The organism is Sulfolobus tengchongensis (assembly GCF_036967215.1).
Lineage (GTDB): Archaea > Thermoproteota > Thermoprotei_A > Sulfolobales > Sulfolobaceae > Saccharolobus > Saccharolobus tengchongensis_A.
The window spans coordinates 63,761-84,169 of the sequence record NZ_CP146016.1; the positions used below are offsets into that span (position 1 = coordinate 63,761).

Below are 20,409 nucleotides of genomic sequence, written 5' to 3' on the forward strand. Positions count from 1 at the left end.
TAAGCTCTGGGGTATCTGACTTTTTATAAGGCCTTAAACTTCTCAGTCCAAGCTTCATACGCTTTTATGAGTTCTGGATTAACGCTAGGCATTCTGACCTTTAGTATTTCCTTAAAGTCCTGCATCGTAATTTCTCTTGGTTCATTCAAATTATTCTTAAACATTTCCTTGACTACCTTTATATGAGCAGCCTGTACTATGTCTCTAATATCACTTGCAGTATATCCTTCAGTTAATTTAGCTAACTCTTCAAGGCTTACGTCACTTGCTAATTTGACTTTCGCCGTATAATATTTGAATAATGATAATCTCTGATCATAGTCAGGTAACCTCACATATATTCTTTTCTGGAATCTCCTTAAGAATGGCTCATCTAACCTCCAGGGCTTATTAGTAGCACCTATTACATACACTTTGTAATTCTCTGACTTATCCAATAAGCCATCCATCTCTTTTAGAAATTGATTTCTAACTCTTGCTTCTCCTCCAACTTCTGTAGAATATATGCCTAATAAAGCATCTAACTCGTCTATGAATATTATGGCGGGCTTATTTTGTTTCTTAGACTCCTCTCTAGCCATCTTAAATACATTAGCGACATTTTTCTCGGCCTCACCAAGCCATTTTGACATTACTGATGCAGCATCTAATTGGATAAAGATAGAGTCTATTTCGTTAGCTACCGCAGCCGCGATCATTGTCTTTCCACAACCTGGAGGACCATAAAGCAAAATTCCCCTAGGCCATCCCAACGGAAATAAATCTGGCCTCCTTGTTGGGTATATTATTGCTTCTCTTAATGCTTCCTTAACGTCGTCTAAGCCAATTATATCATTAAATGAGACCTTAGGTTTTTCAGTGACTATTACTTCTTCTGGTGTAGTTTTATCATCTTCCCCATCATTAGAAGCTGGTAAAATTTTTTCCAAATAGTTGATTCTCTTCTTGTACTCGTTTATCATTTGTTCATATGCTGTTCTTGCTACTGATTCAGGGTATAGAACTATAATCTGGCTTAAAACTTCTATAGCCTTTTTATAATATGTTATTGCGTCGTCTACTTTTCCCTCTTTATCCGCTTTTACTGCCATAATAGCATATTTTCTAGCCATATCTTCTAACATCACTTGTGCACTCATCTACTTAACCCCTATGTTAACTTTCTACTGCTACAAGTCCCTTGTTTTGTAGAATTTTAAGTAACTTTAATACATCCTCCTTTTCTATTCCATATGTTTTGCTAAAATGTTCTATATCTAAGAAACCTCCATTACTTACTATGTAATCTAATAAGTCTCTTTCGGTTATCTTTCTCACCGTAGGTTTAGTTTGCTGTAATCTTGATTGCTGTTCTATTGGTGGGTGTGGCAAATCTGGTAGTAATTCTTTAACCTTTACCTCAGCCATTTTTTGTGCTTCGTCTAAGATTTGTCTTGCTTGTTCATCTACTACTGCTGGAATAACCCCTCTATCGTTTATTGCACCCGTTTCCACTGCTATCCCATTTACGCTACTTATGATAGAATCTAAGGCTATTGCAACCTCTGGCGCAATTCCCTTTATTTGATCTTTCAAATCCCCTAATATTTTAGCTACCGGATATAATACTAATGAAACACCTTGGAGTTCTTGTACGGTATCTAATTTTAGTCTGACCTTCTCGATTGCTAAGAAGGCTGTATAAATTACTTTAATTATTCTTCTAATGTCAGCTATTTCCTGCGCGTATATCTTAGCCTTAGCGTCGTCTCCCTCAACTTGAGCCCTTACTACTTTCTCGAAGAGTTCCTTATCTCGATCTTTCAACCTCCTAATAGCTTCTTCTAATCTAGTCTGTTGATCCTTTAGCTTAAGCGAAATTTCAGTAAGTATCTTGCCCAGTTGAGCTTTCCTCCTCTTTTCACTGTTAAAAATAAATGGTAACTTTTTTTCAAACATCCTAACTCACTAGATTGGTTAAAGAGTATTTATTACCTTTACCGGTATTGGCAATGGTATTTCCGATTTTGACTGATCGTTCTTCTGATCACCTTGTTGTGCCGTGGATAAGGAGCCTAAAGGCTTAAGTTCTATAGAATCTTTGTCTAATGAGTCCAATTTATCCAAAGTCTTCCTTATATCATCTCTTTCCAATGTGTAACTATCCTTTGATAATCTCAAAACTTCCATGGAACTCTTATAAGAAGCTTCAGGTATTTCAGATGAGATATAACTCATCTTTAATGAGATTACTGCCTTATCTATGTGTGCTAGTTGATCTTCTATTTCATTAAGTCTTGACTTCAGCTTCCCCTTTAGTTTGGTTTGATCATCTTTTATCTTTAGCATTTCAGTATCAAGTTTTCTCTTCATGTCGTCATAGTCACTCTTAGGAATTTCTTGCTTACTGTATAATTCCTCTAATGCTCTCTGTCTTTTTCTAATTTTTTCCATTAAACTTAATATTCTGATGGCTTCTGCTTTCCAATCTGGTAGAATTAATATGGAATCTCCATCTACCTTTATTCTCTCTGGTCCAATTGTCAAAACGGAAGATCCTTGTGCAACCTCAATACCGGTTATACTACCATCTATCTCACTATAGACATGGATAAGATATCCAAATTCTCTTCCATATATGTCTTTAACTTTTTGTCCGATAAATTTCGTTAGTACTTCGTACGATACGGGCATGGTAATACTCCTCAAAAATATTTGGTCTTTTAAGTAATACTTATAAAGGTTGGGGCTCCTCAGTTAGCGGAGATTCGTCATCTATTAAGCGCTTTTAACCTTCATCATCAGCAGGGAATATTATGTAGTCAAGCTTAAAAAGTATAGCTAAGAGTAATAATTATTTCGATTAGTGTTATGTCCATTCAAGCTCTTAGCAATATATCATCACAGTTTACCCATCTAGTAGGTAATATAAATGTTGAGCCAATAAGTTACGTGCTAGTTGCAATAGGGTTTGCTCTCTTATTGATTATAATAATAGGTGGTATAATTTATGGTTTAACGAAGGCAGTTAGAGCAGTTCCCTCAATGTCAACAAAAGAATTCATATTATTCTTACTAGGCATAGCAATATTCTTGATAATTCTAGGGATATTAATACCTTAAAGATAAAAATATTTTCCATTATATTCTAATTCAAATCTGTTTTCTATTTCTAGTAATTTATTATATTTGCTCGTTCTCTCTCCTCTTGCAGGAGCTCCAGTTTTTATAAAGTCTGATGAAATACCTACAGCAAATTCTGCGATGAAATTATCTTCAGTCTCCCCACTTCTATGGCTGGTTATGAGTTTGATAGAGTTTCTTCTTGCTAGATCCGTAAACTCCATCGTTTCAGTAATTGTACCAACTTGATTAGGTTTCACTATAACACCCTTAGTTGACATCTTCTCTATACCTATTTTCAAATACCTTATATTTGTAGTATACAGATCATCTCCAGTTATAACTACATTTTTAAGTTTGCTTTGTAACTCGCTAAATTTATCGAATGAGTTCTCCTCAAATGGGTCTTCTAAGTAAACTATTGGATATTCGTTTGCTAGACTTAAGTAGAACTCTAATAACTGATTCCCATCTAACTCTTTTCCATCAATTACATATTTTCCTTTCTTGTTATCGAAGAAATCGCTTGCTGCAGCATCCATACCCATGTATATCCGCCCTTCATAACCAGCGTTCTTAATAGAAGTGTATATTAGGTCTAATGCCTCTCTAGTTTCTTCTAAAGGTGGAGAGAATCCCCCTTCATCCCCCACCGCAGTGTATAGCTTTCCATATCTCTCTGTTATTAGCCCTTTTAGGCTTCTATAAACATCTATGGATGCAAAAAGGGCCTCCTTAAAGGTATTGAACTTTATGGGAACTATAATAAATTCTTGAATTTTCAGCTTATTTCCTGCATGTAATCCACCATTTATTATATTGAGAAGAGGTATTGGAATTTTAGGTGATCTTGGGCCAGCAATATATTTGAATACTTCTAAGTCCAGTGATCTCGCAGCAGTTTTTAAAGCAGCTATAGAGGTAGCTATTGTTGTATTTCCTCCTAACCTAGACTTATTTTCCGTCGAATCCATTTCTATCAAGATCTTATCAATTATAGCTTGTTCTCTAACATCAATTCCGTGTAGTGCTGGGTCAATTATGTAGTTTACGATATCTATGGCCCTTTTTACTGTAAGGCCATTGTCATCTCTTATTTCTATGGCTTCTCTTGTCCCCTTAGAAGCACCAGCTGGAGCATCTCCAAAAGATTCTATACCATCACTAGTTTTCATGAAAACCCTTATTGTAGGATTACCCCTAGAATCTATGATTTCTAACCCTCTAACCTTCTCTATACCAAAACGATTAATCATATTTACTGTAAACGTGTTAAAGATAATTAATGTTATCTGACAGTTTCAGTATTGCCTCATTTATATTCCTTATATACGGGTTATTGTCTCCAATTTACTCTAGATTTCTAAGGAATAAGGTTAGTAACGAAACTTTATTTCTTGTAGCATGGTCACTAGCTCCTCATTTAGTAGCGTTATTTTACTCATCGTCACTTTTAGTCGTTCTACTAGTTCTGCTGTCCTTGGGTATCAATTTATTTGTTGTTTACAAAAGAAAGTTTAGAATAATTTACTCTGGTGCTACGTTCTTATTTATGGCTATAATTATACAGATATTTATTAATCCTTTCAGTGGATTATACAACTGATGCCAAAAAAGAAACAATCGGACCCATACATTTGCCCAAATTGTGGCACAAAAGTAGAGAAGCCACAAAAAACATGGCAGTTAGTTTCACCTCTGCCTGATTCATATGGGCGAATAACGATAACTGTAATGGGTTCTTTCGAGTGTCCCAATTGTGGCCATAAATGGAAATCCGTAGTATCTAAGATAAAAGCAGGGGGGTCTTCTGTAGAAATTGAAGGTAAAAAAGGTGTTAAGAAAATAGAGTCTAACGAATCTGATGAAAAAGCCAATGAAGGTGAAATTATAGAACTTGATTTAAGTGATTTAGATGAAGATGAAGAAGAGTGACCTAATCATTATCTTATTTATAGCGCTCATCTATATTCTTATGTTTTCTAACATAGTTCAAAGTGCAAGTGTTGAAGGAGTTTCCATGTATCCTATATTTCAAAATGGAGCATTGACCTTTTACACTAGACCAAATTCCATTGAAATAGGTAATGTAATAATATATAAATCTCCATATTTTAATAATTACATAATACACAGAGTAATATATGCAAATAATGGATACTATGTTACGCAAGGCGTGGATAGAATAACCAATCCAATACCGGATAATAGAATTGGACTAGAACCACCACAAGGTATAACAAAGAATCTAATTGTAGGGAAAATAGTAGAATTTGGTAATATTACGTTTTCAATTCCTTATCTTGGTTATATATCGATATTATTCTCCTCGATTATTTAAGGTAAGTTATTTTACCCTGTTTTCGCAGTTTTAGTACTCTATATGTTGGTGTTATACTAGAAGGGTGATTAGCATATGCTTGGTCTAACCTTCCAATACTTGTATTATTAGGACCTTTAAGTATTTGGTCTGGATTGTTTTTTGCCATCTCCACTATTTTTCGTAGCACTTCAGCAAACTTATCTAGAGTTTCCTTTGGTTCAGTTTCTGTAGGTTCTATCATTAAGGCTTCTTCAATAATTGGCGGAAAGTATATGGTAGGAGCATAAAATCCGTTATCAAGTAAAGCCTTTGCTATGTCATTTGCTGTTACACCATAATTGTCAGCTAAGGGTTTTGCACTGAACACTACCTCATGCTTCCTAGGCCTATTCTCTGCAATCAACTCTAATTCTTTAACGTCTTTCAGTTTAGCTATAAGGTAATTAGTTGCTAAAGTACTCATTTTCCCTATGAGTTGAATACCTTGAGGGCCTAATCCTAATAAATACGCGAAACTGCGCGCTAAGTTGCCTACATTTCCATAAAATGATGCAATTTTTCCTATACTTTTTTGAGGGATTTTACTTAATTTATATTTTCCATTTACTTTCTCTACTAAAGGGTAAGGAAGGTATTCTGTCAGTTCTCCTTTGGCACATATTGCTCCTGCACCTGGCCCTCCTCCTCCATGCGGAACTGCAAATGTCTTATGGAGATTTAGATGTACAATATCAAATCCCATATCCCCCGGTCTAGCCACTCCTAATATTCCATTTAAATTAGCTCCATCATAATATAACACGGCATTAACTGAATGCATTATCTTGGAAATTTCCAGAATATTTTCTTCAAATAATCCTAGAGTATTGGGATTAGTTAACATGAAACCAGCAGTCTTGTCGTTTACGATTTCCTTTAGGATATTGATATCTACTAGTCCCTCTTTATTGGATTTAACGTATATAACCTTATATCCAGCCATGGCTGCGCTAGCTGGATTAGTTCCGTGAGCAGTATCTGCAACGAGCATAAGATCTTTGTAATTCCTATTGTGTTCTTCATGGAATTTCTTAATCATTAATACTCCAGCAAATTCCCCTGCAGAGCCTGCAGGTACTTGTAAACTACATTCGTCCATGCCAGTTATTTCACTTAACCAAACTTGTAACTCATACATCATTTCAAGAATTCCTTGTACGTAATCTTCGTCTTCTAATGGATGGTGATGTTCAACTACTTCAGGAGCTTTTTCCTCAATTTTTGGATTGTATTTCATAGTGCATGAACCTAAAGGCATCATTCCCGTATCCACACCGAAACTCATCTGAGATAGTCTAACAAAATGTCGAACTACCTCTAATTCACTTAGGTTAGGTAAATCTGGAACTTCTTCTCTCAATAAATTTTTAGGTATATTTATTTCTGTAATGTAATTTCTGATTTCTTCGTCTTTATTTATCAAAAATCCTTGTCTAGTGGAATTACTCTTGTTCAATTCAAATATTAATGGCTCTTCCCATTTAGCTTGTCTCCACATTTTTTATCGCCTCCTCTATAGTTGAGGCTAATAAGTCTATTGATTTTTTGTCATGAATTTCTGTTACGCAAAAGAGTGCTGTTTTATCAGATAACCTTAGACCACCTTGTAATCTTTTTTCTTTTAATTTACGGCTAATAATATCATAGTTTACAGGGAACTTAATAACGAATTCCTCAAAGAAATCTGAGCTAAAAGCATTACTAACATCTTTTATCTCGGTTAGCTTTTTAGAGGCATAATGACTTCTAAAGTAGATTTCCTCTGCCAATTCTTTTATTCCTTCTTTTCCTAACAAACTTAAGTAAATAGCATTTGCTATGGCCATTAGTGCCTCATTAGTTGTTATATTTGAAGTAGCTTTTTCTCTTTTTATAAATTGCTCTCTTGTCTGTAGGATAAGTGTGAATCCCATATTACCATTATTATCTTTTGTAATTCCTACTATTCTACCCGGCATCTGCCTTATTAATGTCATGTCCCATTTAACTGCAAATATACCCATTAGAGGTCCTCCAAAATTTAACGGAAGACCCAATTCTTGACCATCACCTATAGCTATGTCAACGTCGTATCTCCCGGGTGGTTTTATTAGACCTAAGGACAAAGGATTAACTCCTACTATACTTAACGCCTTTTTATGTTTTGCTATATCAATTACGTGTTCAATGTTACTTTCAAATATGCCAAAGAAATTTGGTTGCTGAAGATATATTGCCGTAATATCGTCATCTGCCTTTCTTTCCAAATCCTCTAAGTCAATTTCTCCTGTATTTTTATTGTATTTAACTTCTTTTATTCTTATCCCCTTTCCCTGTATCCACGTTTTTAGCACTTCCTTATGGAAAGGATTAGAATTTTCCGGTACTAAAACCGTTTTTTTACCATTTATTCTATTAGCCATTAATACAGCTTCAGCCAGAGCAGAACCCCAATCATACATTGATGCATTGACTACCTCCATTTCTAGTAACTCTGCGACTAGGCTTTGATATTCAAATAGTGCTTGCAAAAGTCCTTGAGAGATTTCAGGTTGATATGGGGTATAAGACGTGTAGAACTCTGATCTGCTTATGATAAATTTTATAGCACTAGGAATGTAATGTGGACAAACACCAGCTCCAATGAAGGGAGGTGCACTTAGTTCTATATTTTTTTTGACTTTCTCTTTAATCTCTTCTTCAATCTCGTATTCAGATAGTGGTTTTCCTCTTCCTATGTTCAATAATCTATTTAATTTAATTTCAGCAGGTATATCATTGAACAATTCATCAATATTAGCCACACCTATTTCTTTCAGCATTTCATTTACTAAGCCCAGATTTGGAAGCCAAGGGTGCTTATACATAAGCCTTAATACACTTTTAACACACTTTTAATATATGTTTGTTTCACCCTTTCATGACCTTGAGGAAAAGTTAGGAGCTAATTTTGGGGAGTTTGCAGGTTGGGAAATGCCAATGAGTTTCAGCAGTTACGCAGAAGAACATATGAGCGTCCGAACTTCAGTGGCTTTTTTCAACTTATCTCATATGGGTAGACTGAGAGTTAAGGGAAATTCGAAAGAATTTGAAATGTTAATAGCTAAGGAGGTAAGCAAGGCAAATATTGGAAATATGATAGGTCCCACAGCATTCCTAAACGATAAAGCGGGTTTTAAAGATGATGTGATGGTATATAAGGTAACTGAAGACGAATGGTTAATTGTTACCAATGCGATAAATAGGGAAAAAATTATTAGTTGGATAAAGTCTAATTCAAATTTAGACGTTGAAGATTTAACGTTTAAATATTGTATGATAGCCATACAAGGTAGAAAATTAGAAGACGTTCTAGGTAAGGTTGAGTTAAGGCCATTGGAATTTAGACTTAATACCAATTTTTTAGGTTATGACGTTTTTTTATTAAGTAGATCTGGATGGACCGGCGAAAATGGCTTAGAAGTTTGGGCAACAATAGATGTCGGAAGAAAGATAATAATGGATCTAGTTAAGATGGGAATAAGACCTGCAGGGCTAATTGCGAGGGATAGTTTAAGACAAGAAATGGGCTTTGTACTTTATGGTGAAGATATTGATGAAAACGTTACTCCAGTAGAGGCCAGATATTGGGTTTTCTCGTTAGATAAGGACTTTATAGGAAAATCAAGTTTAATTGAACGTATAAGAAGTGGTGTAGATAAGATAAGGATTGGTTTTAAGATGAAGAAAGGCGAAAGAGTTATACCTAGGCATTTGTCTAAGATATACTCAATATCAAATGAGGTAGGATATGTGACTAGTAGTATTTTCTCCCCTTATCTGAATAGAGTTATAGGGATGGGTTATGTTAACCCTAAATATTTTTACTTAGGATACAATCTTGCAGTAGATATTAGAGGTAAACAATATGATATAAAAATTGACGAGTTTCCATTTATTTAGGTGAACGGTATATGAGCGAGATAAAAGTAGGGAGGTACATAGTGCTAACGGATAGGCTATACACGGAAACTGATGAATGGGTAAAAATTTCTTCTGTCGATAATGTAGCAATAGTGGGTATAACTGATTATGCTCAAAAGAAGTTAAGGGATATAGTAGGTATCGAGTTACCTCAAGTACAGAGGGAGGTAAAAGCTGGAGAATCTGTAGGTGTAATAGAATCTGTAAAAGCCGCAGCAGACATTTTTTCGCCATTAAGTGGAGTGATACTAGAGGTAAACACTAAGCTACTTGAGCATCCTGAGATTATAAATAAAGATCCTTATGGTGAAGGCTGGATATTTAAGTTAAGAGCCTCTAGTCTAGCTAAGGAGAAGGAAAAATTACTTAGCCCAGAAAAGTATATTGAAAAGATAAAAGGTGGATAAATTGTCTGAAGGATTTGAGATTAAGGAAAAATATATTCCTCAGATAGGTAAACCCTCTTATCTAATAGTAAGCTTACCTGATGCAGGGTTAGTTGGAAGTATAGCTGGAGAATTCTTGATAAATTATTTGAATTTAAAGGAATATGCAGAGCTTTATTCAAGTAAACATTTGCCACCTATTTCTCATGTCGTTAACGGTGTAGCTAAATCACCACTACGTATGTATCATTACGAGAATTTCCTTTTGTTACATTCTTGGGTCGCAATTCCTGCTAATACATTATATCCCTTAGCTAGGTTCATTATAGATTATGCAGAAAAATATGGTATACAAACAATAATATCAATAACTGGAGTCCCAGTACCTAATAGATTAGATCTGGAAAAACCAACCCCCTATTGGATAGTAAATTCTGAGGACTTAGCAAAGGAAATAGATAATTTAAATTTGATGAAAAGGTTCACTGATGGGTATATAGCGGGACCGTATGCCCCTATTTTAATAGAATCTGCAAAAAAATCAGTAAGAAACTTCGTTATAGTTGTAGAATCATTTCTAGACTTACCAGACCCAGAAGCCTCTGCTGTAGCTTTAGATATAATTTCTAAGATCTTAGGGTTTAAGATTGATACTTCTTCCTTGCTTAAAGAGGCTGAGGAAATTAGAGAAAGAATAAAGGGGTTAATGCAACAGACAAGGCAAGAGATTCCAAATTACGCTGGGCTACGTCCATTTACATATGCGTGATCCTCAATGCCCGCATATAAGGATTTATACGATATGATAAAGTCTATGGTAGAGAAAGAGATAAACAGAATTGAAAGGGAATTCAAAAGAATAGAAAGCGAAATTGAGGAGGAAGTAAGAAGATCATACACTCCATTATATTCCTTATACGAATCTGGAGATTCGTATTATTATTTAATAGATATTCCAAATATAGATATGTCTACATTATATGTGAAAGTGGAAAAAAACACGTTAAGGATAAGGGGTAAAGATAAGTCTAACAAGGAATATTATCTAAAAATACAATTACCAGAAGACGCCAATGCAGATTCTTTAACGATTACTAGAACTAAATGGTTAGTTAAAATAACTGTACAACGTAAAAAAGATTAAGAATTAGCTTTCCTAAGAGTTTGAAAGACTTTTATAAACACTGTTTAAGAAAATAGTATAGAGGGACTGTTTTTGAGTGAAGAAAAAATAGCAAGAGAAATAGAGACTAGGAAAGTTCAGAAATTGGGTTCTTCTTCACTATTTATTACACTTCCAAAAAAATGGATAAATAAATGGAATATTAAGCCGGGTGATAAGGTAATTCTTGAATCACTAGATGATGGTAGTTTAAGATTAGTAGCTGAAAAAGCCAAGACAAATGCTGGAAAAAGGACGATACTAGCTGATATTGACGCGTTTAAACAACCGCTGATTAATATTATTCCTTGTTTATATATACTAGGATATGACGAAATTGTATTTGAAACTAAGAAGGATTTCAGCAAAAAAGACCTTGAAGACGCAATGTATGCATCCGAACATTTAGTTGGAGCTGAAATTGTTGAGAGTTCTGAGAAAAAAATTAAAATGGAATGTTTATTAGATACAGAAAAAGTAGGTGTAGAATCTTTATTGAGGCGTATACTAAATATTATTTCCAAAAGAGTTGATGAGTTAGCTAAGTCTTTAACAGCTACCAACGTTCATAATAATAACAATGTTAATAATAGTGATGACTTAAGGAAAATATACTTGATGTTACTCAGAAGGATAATAGGCAATAAATATCACTCTAGTAACACAGAATATTATAGAAATTCATTCATTTTGCTTAACATGTCAATTTTATTAAATATAGATCATATAATATCAAAAATATATCAGATTAAAAATTTAGGTGAAATAAATTCGAATATCATAGAGTCCTTGCGTACAATTTTTGGTAATGTAAATGACGTTTTAGACGAGATAATAATGAGCGTTTTATTTCCGAGCGTTAAAAGAATATCCAATGGTTTTAATCTAATATTACAGATAAGACAGACTCTAGACAAAATTAAGGATAGTTTACCGCAAACAATTACTTTGTATTTAGAAGATTTAGTAAATTTATTGGAAAATGCTCTTAATAACTCCATGTGTGGGATTTTCTTAGAAGATTTACCTTGGATAGAAAAAGATTTAACGGCGTAAAAAGAGAGGATAAAGTATGGTAACGCTCAAAATAGAAGATTTACATGTAGAAGTTGAAGGTAAAGAAATCCTTAGAGGTATAAATTTAGAAGTAAAGAGCGGAGAAATTCATGCATTGATGGGACCTAATGGAAGTGGAAAAACTTCACTATCATTAGCTATCATGGGACATCCGAAATACAAAATTACTAAAGGGAAAATAATACTAGATGGTGAGGACATAACTAACTTAGAACCTCACGAAAAAGCAAAGAAGGGTCTTTTCTTAGCTTTTCAAAATCCAATCGAAATAACAGGTGTTAGGCTATCAACACTCTTAGTTACAGAATATAATAAGGTAAGTGGTACTAACGCTGCAGTTATGGAAGTTATATCTAAGATTAAAAGTATTAGCAAAGAAGTTGGAATAGCAGACTCATTACTGAATAGGGGAGTATTTGAAGGTTTTAGCGGAGGTGAAAAGAAAAGGGTTGAAATACTACAGATGCTTCTATTAAAGCCTAAAATAGCAATTCTAGACGAACCCGATTCTGGAGTTGATGTAGACGGACTTAGGATGATTTCATATTTTATAAATAAACTTAGAAATGAATTAAATGTAGGATATCTAATAATAACTCATTATAGAAGAATTTTAGATCATATAAGTGCGGATAAAGTTCATGTCTTATATAAGGGTAAGATAGTTGCTGAAGGAGGGATGGAGCTAGCAAAATTAATAGATGAGAAGGGATATGAAGCTGTTCTTGAGAGGAATTCATAAGTTAATTTTTTATTAAAGATAGACTTATATTCATCTTTAACAGAGTTAAAGAATAGGTTATGAGTATGCAAGAAGATAAAATATCACTAGATCTGAACGAGATAATAAATGCGACGATAGATGCCAAGTACAATAAGCTTAACCAATTGGAATTCCATAGAAGGATAGTTGAATCCGGATTAAGTAGATCAACTATAGAGGAAATTTCTAGAATAAAAAAGGAACCAGAATGGATGTTAAAATTAAGATTAAAAAGTTTGGAATTATTTGAGAAATTACCTACGCCAAATTGGTTACCAGATGTCTTAGCAAGCTTAGATATTTCCTCATTAGAACTTTACGTTAAGCCAGGTGTAGACAAAGCTCAAAATTGGGAAGAACTACCTCCAGAGATAAGGAAGTATTATGATGAATTAGGTATACCGGAAAGTGAAAAGAAATTCCTAGGGGGTTTAGTTGCAGTACTAGAATCAGAACCAATTTACTCTAATGTTAAGCTAGAATTAAGAAAAAAGGGCGTAATAATGTTACCTATAGACGAGGCTGTAAATAAATATCCAGATTTAATGAAAGAGTATTTTATGAAAATATTTCCAGCATCTGATCATAAGTTTGCTGCTCTACACGGAGCGTTGTGGAGTGGTGGAGTGTTCGTATATGTACCAAAGAACGTTAAAATAACCACTCCAGTGGAAGGATTCTTTGTAATAGGATCTGAACTTGAAGGACAATTCGAACATACATTATTAATAGCAGATGAAGGTTCTTACATACATTTCATCGAAGGCTGCACTGCACCACAATTTAAGAAGTTTTCATTCCATGATGGAATGGTTGAGTTATATGCTAAAAATAATGCTTATATTAAATTTACAACTATTCAAAATTGGAGTAAGAACGTGATTAATTTTAACAATAAGAGAGCATGGGCTGACGAGAACGCGACTGTGGAGTGGGTTGAAGGATCCTTAGGATCTAAATACAGTTTCGTGTATCCATCTACCATACTTAGGGGCAAAAATGCGTCATCTACAAGCTTAGTAGTTACTATGACCAGCGGAGAGGGTGAATGGAAAGATAGTGGTTCAAAGATGATTCATGCAGCACCTTATACTAAGAGTAAAGTAGTGAATAAAAATATAGGATTTAATGGTGGTGTTAATGTATATAGGGGATTAGTACGAGTAAATAAGGGTGCAGTAGGATCTAAAGCATTTGTCAAATGTGATTCTTTGATGCTTGATGATAAGACCAAAGCCTATACATATCCCCATAATCAAGTGTTAGAAGAAGACGCAGATGTGGGACACGAAGCCCATACGTTTAGAATGAATGAGGATCAACTCTTTTACCTTATGACTAGAGGTATAGACGAAAAAGAAGCTACTTCAATGTTAGTATTAGGATTCATAGATGAGATAATGAAAGAGTTACCATTTGAATACGCCACAATGTTAAATAAGGTTATAAAGCTGGAGTTAGATAAGCTAGGTGCAGTGGCTTAAATTGGGAGTAGTCGATATTCAAGCAGCTAAGAAATTAATTTCCGAGAATTTCACTCAAGATAGAGCGGAGCGAGAAAAAGCATTTTCTTTATATGTTTCTAAACCTTATCAAATAATACATGATTCTCCAACTATAAAACATTATACTGAATGGAATCTGTACGATTCATTAAACCTTAACAGTATTTCCAAACAGGAGGTAACATATAGTGAGAGCGTAAGAGACAATGCAGTTGAAATTGATAATGATAGCATTATTGTGAAAAAGGGAGGGGTGTTAATAGATGACTCAATAAAGGATGATGTAACAAGTAGTGATGAGCATAAATTAGTATCGTTAGCCTTCTCTCTTTCTAGACGAATAGTAATAGATAGTGAGGGCGAATACTATATTAGGCATGTTATCAATAGAAATATGCATTTCTCTCCATCACATGTTATAGTAAATGTGCCTAAAAATAAACAAATTAAGTTGGTTTATGAAATATCAAATTTAGGGGAAAATTCGCTTGTGAGTCCCATTATTTCTATAAACGTGGAGGAAGGTTCGTCCTTAGATTTCCAATTTATAAGTCTTTCCGGAGATAATAGCTTACTTTTCTCTTATATTAAGGCCAATATAAAGGGTACAATGCGATCTTCATTATTTGTTAATGGTAATAAGATGGGCCATGTACAGTTTAATACGAGACTAGAAGAAAACAGTGTAAGTGAATTCTCTTCAAGGGCGTTTGGAGTACATAATAACAAAATTGACGTAGTAAATAATATAATTCATTTAGGTGGAAAAAGTACTAGTAATGGTTTTATGAAAGCTATTTCTAATGATCAAGCATTTACTGTAGTACGAGGTGTAGCTACCATAGATGAGATTGCAACCAATTCCTCTACTTCAATAATTGGTAGGTCGTTAGTCTTAGGTAAAGAGGCCAAGGCAGTAGTCTCTCCCATGCTTGAAGTAAAAACTGGAAGAGTACTTATGGCTAAGCACTCTGCGGCAATAAGTAGGATAGATGAAAATCAGATATTTTATTTGCAAACAAGAGGACTAAGCAGAAAAGAGGCTGAAGGAATAATAGTAAGAGGATTCATAATTGAAGAACAAGATCCTGAAACTCTTAAGAGTCGTATAGAAGATATTTTGAAATCGTTAGGATATTAGTTTCGATGAACTCCCCCTCTGTCTGCTTATAATTGAAAATTTCTTATAATATACTACCTATTCTTAACTTACTAATGAGGACAAATGGTAAGAGTAATAACTTTTAAGGCAGAAGAAGATCTCTTGATACGGCTAGATTTATTTGCGTTAAACAAACGAATGAGCAGAAGCGAAGTAATTAGGAAAGCTATAGAAAAATATTTAGACGAAGCCGCCGGCGGGATTTGAACCCGCGACCGCCGGCTTTCCCGGCAATAACTTACAAGGCCGGCGCTCTAACCAGGCTGAGCTACGGCGGCATCAAGAAAATTATCACATAAATAACATTTAAAGCTTATTGTCGTTGTTGATCCCATGTCTTTTTAATATAATTTGAAATTTCCAAAATAATTAGGAAACATTTATTATATAAATGACTAATGCAGGTTAAAATTAAATCATGTAATTGAGCTAAGAGACCTATACTTTTGGAATCAGAACCTATCTTACTCTACGATAATAAACTTTTAAGTGATGATATATTATTTAAACATAGCCGGGTAGTCTAGTGGTCAAGGATCCAGGGCTCTGGCCCCTGGGACCAGGGTTCGAATCCCTGCCCGGCTACCTTATATTCAATACTTGCCCTGCTATGATCGATTTTCTCAGCTAAATGACTTACTTTAGGTTTATGGTATACGGGATCTCTCCTAAATTATTATATCAATGAAGGTAGTTTGTGGATTTTCTGAAAATTGAGGCTATTCTCTGTATCAGGACTATTCATAGAATTATCGTCTAGTTTTCAAATGATACACACACTACAATGAAGGTATAGATTATGAGTTATTGTCTTAACATTTACTTTTTTCTTTAAATTTCTATTTTTAACGAAAATGGTGTAGTATCTTTTTGGGATTCTATTAGGTAATACCACATTCGATATAGTTAAAAGGTTAAAACTAAGTAAGTCATAATAATCTATGAAAGCGATGGAGCAGATATTATACTCTACATCTTTAAGGAAGATTAAAGTAGTTAAGAGGGATGGCAGGTCTGACGAATTTAGGTTAGAGAAGATAATTTCTAAATTATCTTCAATACCGGATGAAGTAGTGGATGGTATAGCAAATGATATACGAGCTAACGTTAAAGACAATGCAATAGATACTAGAACAATAGCTGATATCGTAGAGAGAAATTTGATAGAGAATTCGTTAAAGTACCCCTTTTTAATGGATCTAGCTAAACGCTATGTTTTAGCAAGGATTTACAACCATGTTTACGGTAAGGGAAAGTGGCAGGATTTTGATCCTAAGGATCTATTGCTTTCATACAACGCGTTAAAAGTATTAGAGGCTAGATATTTACTAAAGGATCCCAACACGTTAAGATATATTGAAACGCCACAGATGTTATTTAGGAGGGTATCTAGATTCTTAGCTTCTGTTGAGAGAAAGTATGGTAAGTCTGAGGATGAAGTAAAATATCTAGAAGAAAAGTTTTACGAGATGATAAGTAATCTTAAGTTTATGCCTAATTCACCAACTTTGATGAATAGTGAAACTAGATTAGGTATTCTCTCTGCGTGCTTTGTCATTCCAGTTAAGGATGCTATGACTACACCAGAAGGAGATGGGATATATGATGCATTAAGAGCTACTGCATTAGTTCATCAACAAGGTGGAGGAACTGGATTTGATTTCTCAGAGTTAAGGCCTAAAGGTGATGTTGTTGCTTCGACTGCTGGTGTTGCCTCTGGACCAGTCTCATTTATGAAAGTGTTTGACGCATCTACTGACGTTATAAAACAAGGTGGCAAGAGGAGAGGAGCTAATATGGGAGTAATGCATGTATGGCATGCCGATATTGAGGATTTTATAAGAGCAAAGACAGGTCAGTTAAAGGACGTTCAGTTACAGAATTTCAATATCTCTGTTGGTGCTTATGATTACTTTATGGAGGCAGTAGAGAAAGGAGAAAGTGTTCCATTAATTAACCCTAGAAAGACCAAGATATCTGGAACTGATCATGAATACTATATTTCAAAGGCTAGGGGTTATATGAATGAGGAATGGATTCAAGAGGTAATTTTGTCAGAATTGGAAGAAAAAGGTGGCGTAGTTCCATTAGATGAGAGTAAAATTATAACAGTAGATGAAGCATTGGTGATAGCATCAAAGGAGGGTGCAATTGTCAAATATATAAATGCCAGATCACTATTTAATGAGATTGTAAAAGGTGCTTGGGATAGTGGTGATCCGGGTCTTCTCTTCATCGATACGATAAATAGGAGACATCCAGTATGGTATCTTGGAAAAATAAACGCTACTAATCCATGTGGTGAAGAACCATTACTACCCTGGGAGTCATGCAACTTAGGGTCGATTAACCTTGAGAAGTTTGTCATAGAGAAGGACGGTAAGCCAACAATTGACTGGGATGGGTTAGCTGAGGTAATTCAATATGCAGTTAGATTCTTAGATAATGTGATCGATGCTAACCGTTATCCATTAAAACAGATAGAGGAAGCGACAAAGAGAACTAGAAAAGTTGGTTTAGGTGTAATGGGTTTAGCTAGGATGCTAATCAAATTAGGTATACCTTATGACTCAGTAGATGCAGTTTATCTTTCATATCAATTAGCTAAGTTTATTTTCTATCATGCGTATAAGGCTTCTATTGAAATAGCTAAAGAAAAAGGATCATTTCCTGCATACGATTCAAAATTGTATAGGGATATTTGGGAAAGTGCCATGAGCTTTGACAGTATACTGCAAATTTCTGGTATTGTTGGTAGTGAACCATCAGATTATGTTAGGAAACTGAGTAGTGTGGTAGATAAATTAGATTTTGATGAGTTGAAAAGTAAACGATTAAAGTATGGGTTAAGGAACTCTACGGTAGTTTCTATTGCTCCTACTGGTACCATATCCATCATTGCTGGTACTTCTTCATCAATCGAGCCATTATTCGCATTGGCGTTTGTTAGGAATGTTGCAGTTGGAAAATTCATAGAGATTGATCCACTTTTTCTCGAATATCTGAGAAAGTATGAGCTAGACGATCCTGAAGTAATACAGAAAATAGCGGAAACTGGCATAATTGGTGAGAATATATTTATGCCGAAGTCTTTGAGGAAATTATTTAGAACTGCGCACGAAGTTTCACCAATTTATCACGTTCTACACCAAGCGGTATGGCAGCAATGGAATGACTCTGGTACTTCAAAGACTATTAACTTAAGGAGTGAAGAACCCCCTGAAACTGTTGAAAAAGTTTACCTATTAGCTTGGAAACTTGGGATTAAAGGCATAACAGTATATAGAGATAAGAGTAAGCAGCAACAAGTTATTTACTTCGGTGTTAAGAAAGAAAGGGAGGAATACGAAAAAAAGAAAGAAGAGGAAGTTAAGAAAACTCAATTACTTCCTTCTAGTTTAAGGATGGAAAAGAAATTTGTTGAGGTTTCAGAGACTTATGCTGGTGGATGTAAAACGTGTGAATTATAAAAACATTTTTATTTACCAGTTGTTATATATTTAGACTGAAGTGTATTAGATATGTCATTACAATTACCATGTGAGTTTTCAGTTAGAGAGATCTTACCAGCAGTGAGAAGTATAGTTGCAGAGAAATTAATAAAAGAGAAGAAACTGTCTGAGTATAAAGCTGCAAATCTAATGGGGCTTACACCAGCTGCTGTTTCTAACTATATAAAGAGTAGGAGAGGAGGTAATCTAAAGTCAATTTTGGAAAGGGATGAGAAATTTATGGATCTTGTGAATGAGGTTACTAATAGGATTCTAAATTCTAACTCCAATCTTTCTGTATATTATTGTATCTTATGTTCTGAAGGTAAGAAAGTTCTTAGTAAGCATGGGTATAGTTTGAGCCCTTGTCTATATGAAACTACTGTAGAAATCAAATAGCTTTTCTCTTAAGTAATAAGTCTGGAAGTTTTTTTATTTCTAATAATAAGCTTGTTATTCCCCATCTTCTTATAGGTATTTTCACTCTATCATATTCTCCTTGTACAATATCATTAGGTTCTAATATTTTTGAGATTCTTGCTGAAAAATAAATCGTAGCAATCACAGGTCTATCGCTGAAATTCTCTATTATCATTTCTAATCTGTCTGTCTTATCGTCGAATCTAATATATAATGGTACTACTGATGATGGTTCTATTCTGTATAACGATATTGGAAATGGTGGTTTACAGTCCAACTCTAATACATTATTTATCATTTCCCATAATAATCTATGGAGTTTAGCTTCAGTTGAGGTTTTTGTTTTAGAAATAAGTATTTTTCCGTTGGTTTCCGCATGTATTTTACCCAAATCAAATCTCAAATCCATAATTGAGTTGCTCACAAGCGAATAAGCTTCCGTTAGTTCAACACTCATTGCATACGTTTTCTCTAATGGTTTGTTATCATTCTCTATGTAGAATGGGTTTATATAAAAGAATTGAGGATTAAGAAATCTTGTATTTATAGTTACTTGGTTTTCTTCCAATCTGATATTCTCAATTTTTGTCTTTCTCCCATTACCTATTTCACCTTCTTTTAATTCTATGATTTCGTTTCCATTAAAGACGTATCTCGGCCAGGGGGAAATATTAAATAAAGATGTACCTTCTTTGCATGGTAATAAATACTCTACTAGCTTCTCCAATGACTTGTCGTCGATCTTATTAAAGCTCCAAGGGAATGAGAGTTTCATTAAAGGAGTTCTTATTATCAATTCCTCAGTATTCTTATCCCCATCAGTTACTATTGTAGATAAATCAGGGCCGATGATTTTAGCCTTATATTTCCATTTTACTTTTTTAACTCCACCAATTGTTAATAATTGAGGTAATTGTGCTATATTAAGTAAATTATCCTCTAGTTCTATTTCCTCATTAAGATTTCTGAATGGATATTCAGCGGCTACCTTTATTACATCATCTAAATTCATGAGTGGTCAAGCTCATCATCTTTAA

At 34.4% G+C, this 20,409-nt stretch carries 22 protein-coding genes and 2 tRNA genes; 16 read left to right on the forward strand and 8 right to left on the reverse strand.

What is annotated here, in order from left to right; translation table 11 throughout:
• Positions 1-23 precede the first annotated feature (23 nt).
• The 3 genes from cdvC to cdvA are packed head-to-tail and all read right to left on the reverse strand — an operon-like array spanning position 24 to position 2,673.
• Positions 24-1,139: a cell division protein CdvC gene (gene cdvC, locus V6M85_RS00420; protein ID WP_338601581.1), complete on the reverse strand. Its 1,116-nt coding sequence runs from the start codon at positions 1,137-1,139 to the stop codon at positions 24-26.
• A gap of 16 nt (positions 1,140-1,155) precedes the next feature.
• Complete coding sequence (cdvB, locus tag V6M85_RS00425) at positions 1,156-1,938, reverse strand: cell division protein CdvB (RefSeq protein WP_338601584.1); 783 nt, start codon at positions 1,936-1,938, stop codon at positions 1,156-1,158.
• Between the two features lie 18 nt (positions 1,939-1,956).
• A complete protein-coding gene (cdvA, locus tag V6M85_RS00430) occupies positions 1,957-2,673 on the reverse strand; it encodes a cell division protein CdvA (protein WP_338601587.1) in 717 nt (238 codons plus the stop codon).
• A gap of 177 nt (positions 2,674-2,850) precedes the next feature.
• On the opposite strand from cdvA, the gene V6M85_RS00435 reads away from it, so the two are divergent.
• Positions 2,851-3,102, forward strand: coding sequence for a hypothetical protein (locus tag V6M85_RS00435; protein ID WP_338601590.1), 252 nt, complete (start codon positions 2,851-2,853; stop codon positions 3,100-3,102).
• On the opposite strand, the gene eno is transcribed toward V6M85_RS00435, so the two are convergent.
• Positions 3,099-4,358 carry a phosphopyruvate hydratase gene (gene eno / locus V6M85_RS00440; protein ID WP_338601593.1) on the reverse strand — a complete coding sequence of 420 codons (1,260 nt, stop codon included), beginning with the start codon at positions 4,356-4,358 and terminating at the stop codon, positions 3,099-3,101. The genes V6M85_RS00435 and eno overlap by 4 nt on opposite strands.
• A 29-nt stretch (positions 4,359-4,387) precedes the next feature.
• On the opposite strand from eno, the gene V6M85_RS00445 reads away from it, so the two are divergent.
• Genes V6M85_RS00445 through V6M85_RS00455 form a run of 3 tightly spaced genes read left to right on the forward strand, consistent with a single transcriptional unit; the run spans position 4,388 to position 5,443 of the window.
• Positions 4,388-4,708, forward strand: coding sequence for a hypothetical protein (locus tag V6M85_RS00445; RefSeq protein ID WP_338601596.1), 321 nt, complete (start codon positions 4,388-4,390; stop codon positions 4,706-4,708).
• Positions 4,708-5,037: a chromatin protein Cren7 gene (locus V6M85_RS00450; protein ID WP_338601599.1), complete on the forward strand. Its 330-nt coding sequence runs from the start codon at positions 4,708-4,710 to the stop codon at positions 5,035-5,037. Before V6M85_RS00445 ends, V6M85_RS00450 begins: the two co-directional genes overlap by 1 nt.
• The gene (locus V6M85_RS00455; RefSeq protein WP_338601602.1) at positions 5,018-5,443 is read left to right on the forward strand and encodes a signal peptidase I; all 426 of its coding nucleotides are present in this window, start codon (positions 5,018-5,020) and stop codon (positions 5,441-5,443) included. Before V6M85_RS00450 ends, V6M85_RS00455 begins: the two co-directional genes overlap by 20 nt.
• On the opposite strand, the gene gcvPB is transcribed toward V6M85_RS00455, so the two are convergent.
• Positions 5,436-6,962 carry an aminomethyl-transferring glycine dehydrogenase subunit GcvPB gene (gene gcvPB / locus V6M85_RS00460; protein WP_338601603.1) on the reverse strand — a complete coding sequence of 509 codons (1,527 nt, stop codon included), beginning with the start codon at positions 6,960-6,962 and terminating at the stop codon, positions 5,436-5,438. The genes V6M85_RS00455 and gcvPB overlap by 8 nt on opposite strands.
• Positions 6,946-8,310 carry an aminomethyl-transferring glycine dehydrogenase subunit GcvPA gene (gene gcvPA / locus V6M85_RS00465; RefSeq protein WP_338601606.1) on the reverse strand — a complete coding sequence of 455 codons (1,365 nt, stop codon included), beginning with the start codon at positions 8,308-8,310 and terminating at the stop codon, positions 6,946-6,948. The genes gcvPB and gcvPA overlap by 17 nt, the downstream gene beginning before the upstream one ends.
• A 34-nt stretch (positions 8,311-8,344) precedes the next feature.
• On the opposite strand from gcvPA, the gene gcvT reads away from it, so the two are divergent.
• From gcvT to V6M85_RS00510, 9 genes are all read left to right on the forward strand, one after another.
• Complete coding sequence (gcvT, locus tag V6M85_RS00470; RefSeq protein ID WP_338601609.1) at positions 8,345-9,385, forward strand: glycine cleavage system aminomethyltransferase GcvT; 1,041 nt, start codon at positions 8,345-8,347, stop codon at positions 9,383-9,385.
• A gap of 11 nt (positions 9,386-9,396) precedes the next feature.
• A complete protein-coding gene (gene gcvH, locus V6M85_RS00475) occupies positions 9,397-9,813 on the forward strand; it encodes a glycine cleavage system protein GcvH (RefSeq protein WP_338601612.1) in 417 nt (138 codons plus the stop codon).
• A complete protein-coding gene (locus tag V6M85_RS00480) occupies positions 9,806-10,561 on the forward strand; it encodes a proteasome assembly chaperone family protein (protein ID WP_338601615.1) in 756 nt (251 codons plus the stop codon). Before gcvH ends, V6M85_RS00480 begins: the two co-directional genes overlap by 8 nt.
• Before the next feature lie 6 nt (positions 10,562-10,567).
• Positions 10,568-10,936 (forward strand): hypothetical protein, encoded by a 369-nt coding sequence (locus V6M85_RS00485; protein WP_338601618.1) that lies wholly within the window; start codon positions 10,568-10,570, stop codon positions 10,934-10,936.
• Between the two features lie 72 nt (positions 10,937-11,008).
• Complete coding sequence (locus V6M85_RS00490) at positions 11,009-12,010, forward strand: phosphate uptake regulator PhoU (protein WP_338601621.1); 1,002 nt, start codon at positions 11,009-11,011, stop codon at positions 12,008-12,010.
• A 16-nt stretch (positions 12,011-12,026) separates the two neighbouring features.
• Positions 12,027-12,773 carry a Fe-S cluster assembly ATPase SufC gene (gene sufC / locus V6M85_RS00495; protein ID WP_338601622.1) on the forward strand — a complete coding sequence of 249 codons (747 nt, stop codon included), beginning with the start codon at positions 12,027-12,029 and terminating at the stop codon, positions 12,771-12,773.
• A gap of 65 nt (positions 12,774-12,838) precedes the next feature.
• Entirely contained in the window at positions 12,839-14,278 is a 1,440-nt protein-coding gene (gene sufB / locus V6M85_RS00500; RefSeq protein ID WP_338601625.1) for a Fe-S cluster assembly protein SufB, read from the forward strand.
• Positions 14,265-15,440, forward strand: coding sequence for a SufD family Fe-S cluster assembly protein (locus V6M85_RS00505; RefSeq protein ID WP_338601628.1), 1,176 nt, complete (start codon positions 14,265-14,267; stop codon positions 15,438-15,440). The genes sufB and V6M85_RS00505 overlap by 14 nt, the downstream gene beginning before the upstream one ends.
• Positions 15,441-15,524: 84 nt before the next feature.
• Positions 15,525-15,668 (forward strand): ribbon-helix-helix protein, CopG family, encoded by a 144-nt coding sequence (locus V6M85_RS00510; RefSeq protein ID WP_338604838.1) that lies wholly within the window; start codon positions 15,525-15,527, stop codon positions 15,666-15,668.
• Here V6M85_RS00510 and V6M85_RS00515 read toward each other — a convergent pair.
• Positions 15,650-15,739 (reverse strand) — tRNA-Thr (locus V6M85_RS00515). The genes V6M85_RS00510 and V6M85_RS00515 overlap by 19 nt on opposite strands.
• Before the next feature lie 234 nt (positions 15,740-15,973).
• Between V6M85_RS00515 and V6M85_RS00520 the strand changes: the two genes are divergently transcribed.
• From V6M85_RS00520 to V6M85_RS00530, 3 genes are all read left to right on the forward strand, one after another.
• Positions 15,974-16,046, forward strand: a tRNA-Gln gene (locus V6M85_RS00520).
• A 365-nt stretch (positions 16,047-16,411) separates the two neighbouring features.
• The gene (locus tag V6M85_RS00525) at positions 16,412-18,931 is read left to right on the forward strand and encodes an adenosylcobalamin-dependent ribonucleoside-diphosphate reductase (RefSeq protein ID WP_338604841.1); all 2,520 of its coding nucleotides are present in this window, start codon (positions 16,412-16,414) and stop codon (positions 18,929-18,931) included.
• Positions 18,932-18,982: 51 nt separating this feature from the next.
• The gene (locus tag V6M85_RS00530; protein WP_338601631.1) at positions 18,983-19,351 is read left to right on the forward strand and encodes a transcriptional regulator; all 369 of its coding nucleotides are present in this window, start codon (positions 18,983-18,985) and stop codon (positions 19,349-19,351) included.
• Here V6M85_RS00530 and V6M85_RS00535 read toward each other — a convergent pair.
• The gene (locus tag V6M85_RS00535; RefSeq protein ID WP_338601634.1) at positions 19,344-20,384 is read right to left on the reverse strand and encodes a hypothetical protein; all 1,041 of its coding nucleotides are present in this window, start codon (positions 20,382-20,384) and stop codon (positions 19,344-19,346) included. The two genes, V6M85_RS00530 and V6M85_RS00535, sit on opposite strands and share 8 nt — an antisense overlap.
• Positions 20,385-20,409: the final 25 nt, after the last annotated feature.

Excerpts from the sequence above, each read along its gene's own strand:
- cdvC (WP_338601581.1), bottom strand. The coding sequence starts at position 1,139 with ATGAGTGCACAAGTGATGTTAGAAGATATGGCTAGAAAATATGCTATT.
- cdvB (WP_338601584.1), bottom strand. The coding sequence starts at position 1,938 with ATGTTTGAAAAAAAGTTACCATTTATTTTTAACAGTGAAAAGAGGAGG.
- cdvA (WP_338601587.1), bottom strand. The coding sequence starts at position 2,673 with ATGCCCGTATCGTACGAAGTACTAACGAAATTTATCGGACAAAAAGTT.
- V6M85_RS00435 (WP_338601590.1), top strand. The coding sequence starts at position 2,851 with ATGTCCATTCAAGCTCTTAGCAATATATCATCACAGTTTACCCATCTA.
- eno (WP_338601593.1), bottom strand. The coding sequence starts at position 4,358 with ATGATTAATCGTTTTGGTATAGAGAAGGTTAGAGGGTTAGAAATCATA.
- V6M85_RS00445 (WP_338601596.1), top strand. The coding sequence starts at position 4,388 with ATGTTATCTGACAGTTTCAGTATTGCCTCATTTATATTCCTTATATAC.
- V6M85_RS00450 (WP_338601599.1), top strand. The coding sequence starts at position 4,708 with ATGCCAAAAAAGAAACAATCGGACCCATACATTTGCCCAAATTGTGGC.
- V6M85_RS00455 (WP_338601602.1), top strand. The coding sequence starts at position 5,018 with ATGAAGATGAAGAAGAGTGACCTAATCATTATCTTATTTATAGCGCTC.
- gcvPB (WP_338601603.1), bottom strand. The coding sequence starts at position 6,962 with ATGTGGAGACAAGCTAAATGGGAAGAGCCATTAATATTTGAATTGAAC.
- gcvPA (WP_338601606.1), bottom strand. The coding sequence starts at position 8,310 with ATGTATAAGCACCCTTGGCTTCCAAATCTGGGCTTAGTAAATGAAATG.
- gcvT (WP_338601609.1), top strand. The coding sequence starts at position 8,345 with ATGTTTGTTTCACCCTTTCATGACCTTGAGGAAAAGTTAGGAGCTAAT.
- gcvH (WP_338601612.1), top strand. The coding sequence starts at position 9,397 with ATGAGCGAGATAAAAGTAGGGAGGTACATAGTGCTAACGGATAGGCTA.
- V6M85_RS00485 (WP_338601618.1), top strand. The coding sequence starts at position 10,568 with ATGCCCGCATATAAGGATTTATACGATATGATAAAGTCTATGGTAGAG.
- sufC (WP_338601622.1), top strand. The coding sequence starts at position 12,027 with ATGGTAACGCTCAAAATAGAAGATTTACATGTAGAAGTTGAAGGTAAA.
- sufB (WP_338601625.1), top strand. The coding sequence starts at position 12,839 with ATGCAAGAAGATAAAATATCACTAGATCTGAACGAGATAATAAATGCG.
- V6M85_RS00510 (WP_338604838.1), top strand. The coding sequence starts at position 15,525 with ATGGTAAGAGTAATAACTTTTAAGGCAGAAGAAGATCTCTTGATACGG.
- V6M85_RS00525 (WP_338604841.1), top strand. The coding sequence starts at position 16,412 with ATGGAGCAGATATTATACTCTACATCTTTAAGGAAGATTAAAGTAGTT.
- V6M85_RS00530 (WP_338601631.1), top strand. The coding sequence starts at position 18,983 with ATGTCATTACAATTACCATGTGAGTTTTCAGTTAGAGAGATCTTACCA.
- V6M85_RS00535 (WP_338601634.1), bottom strand. The coding sequence starts at position 20,384 with ATGAATTTAGATGATGTAATAAAGGTAGCCGCTGAATATCCATTCAGA.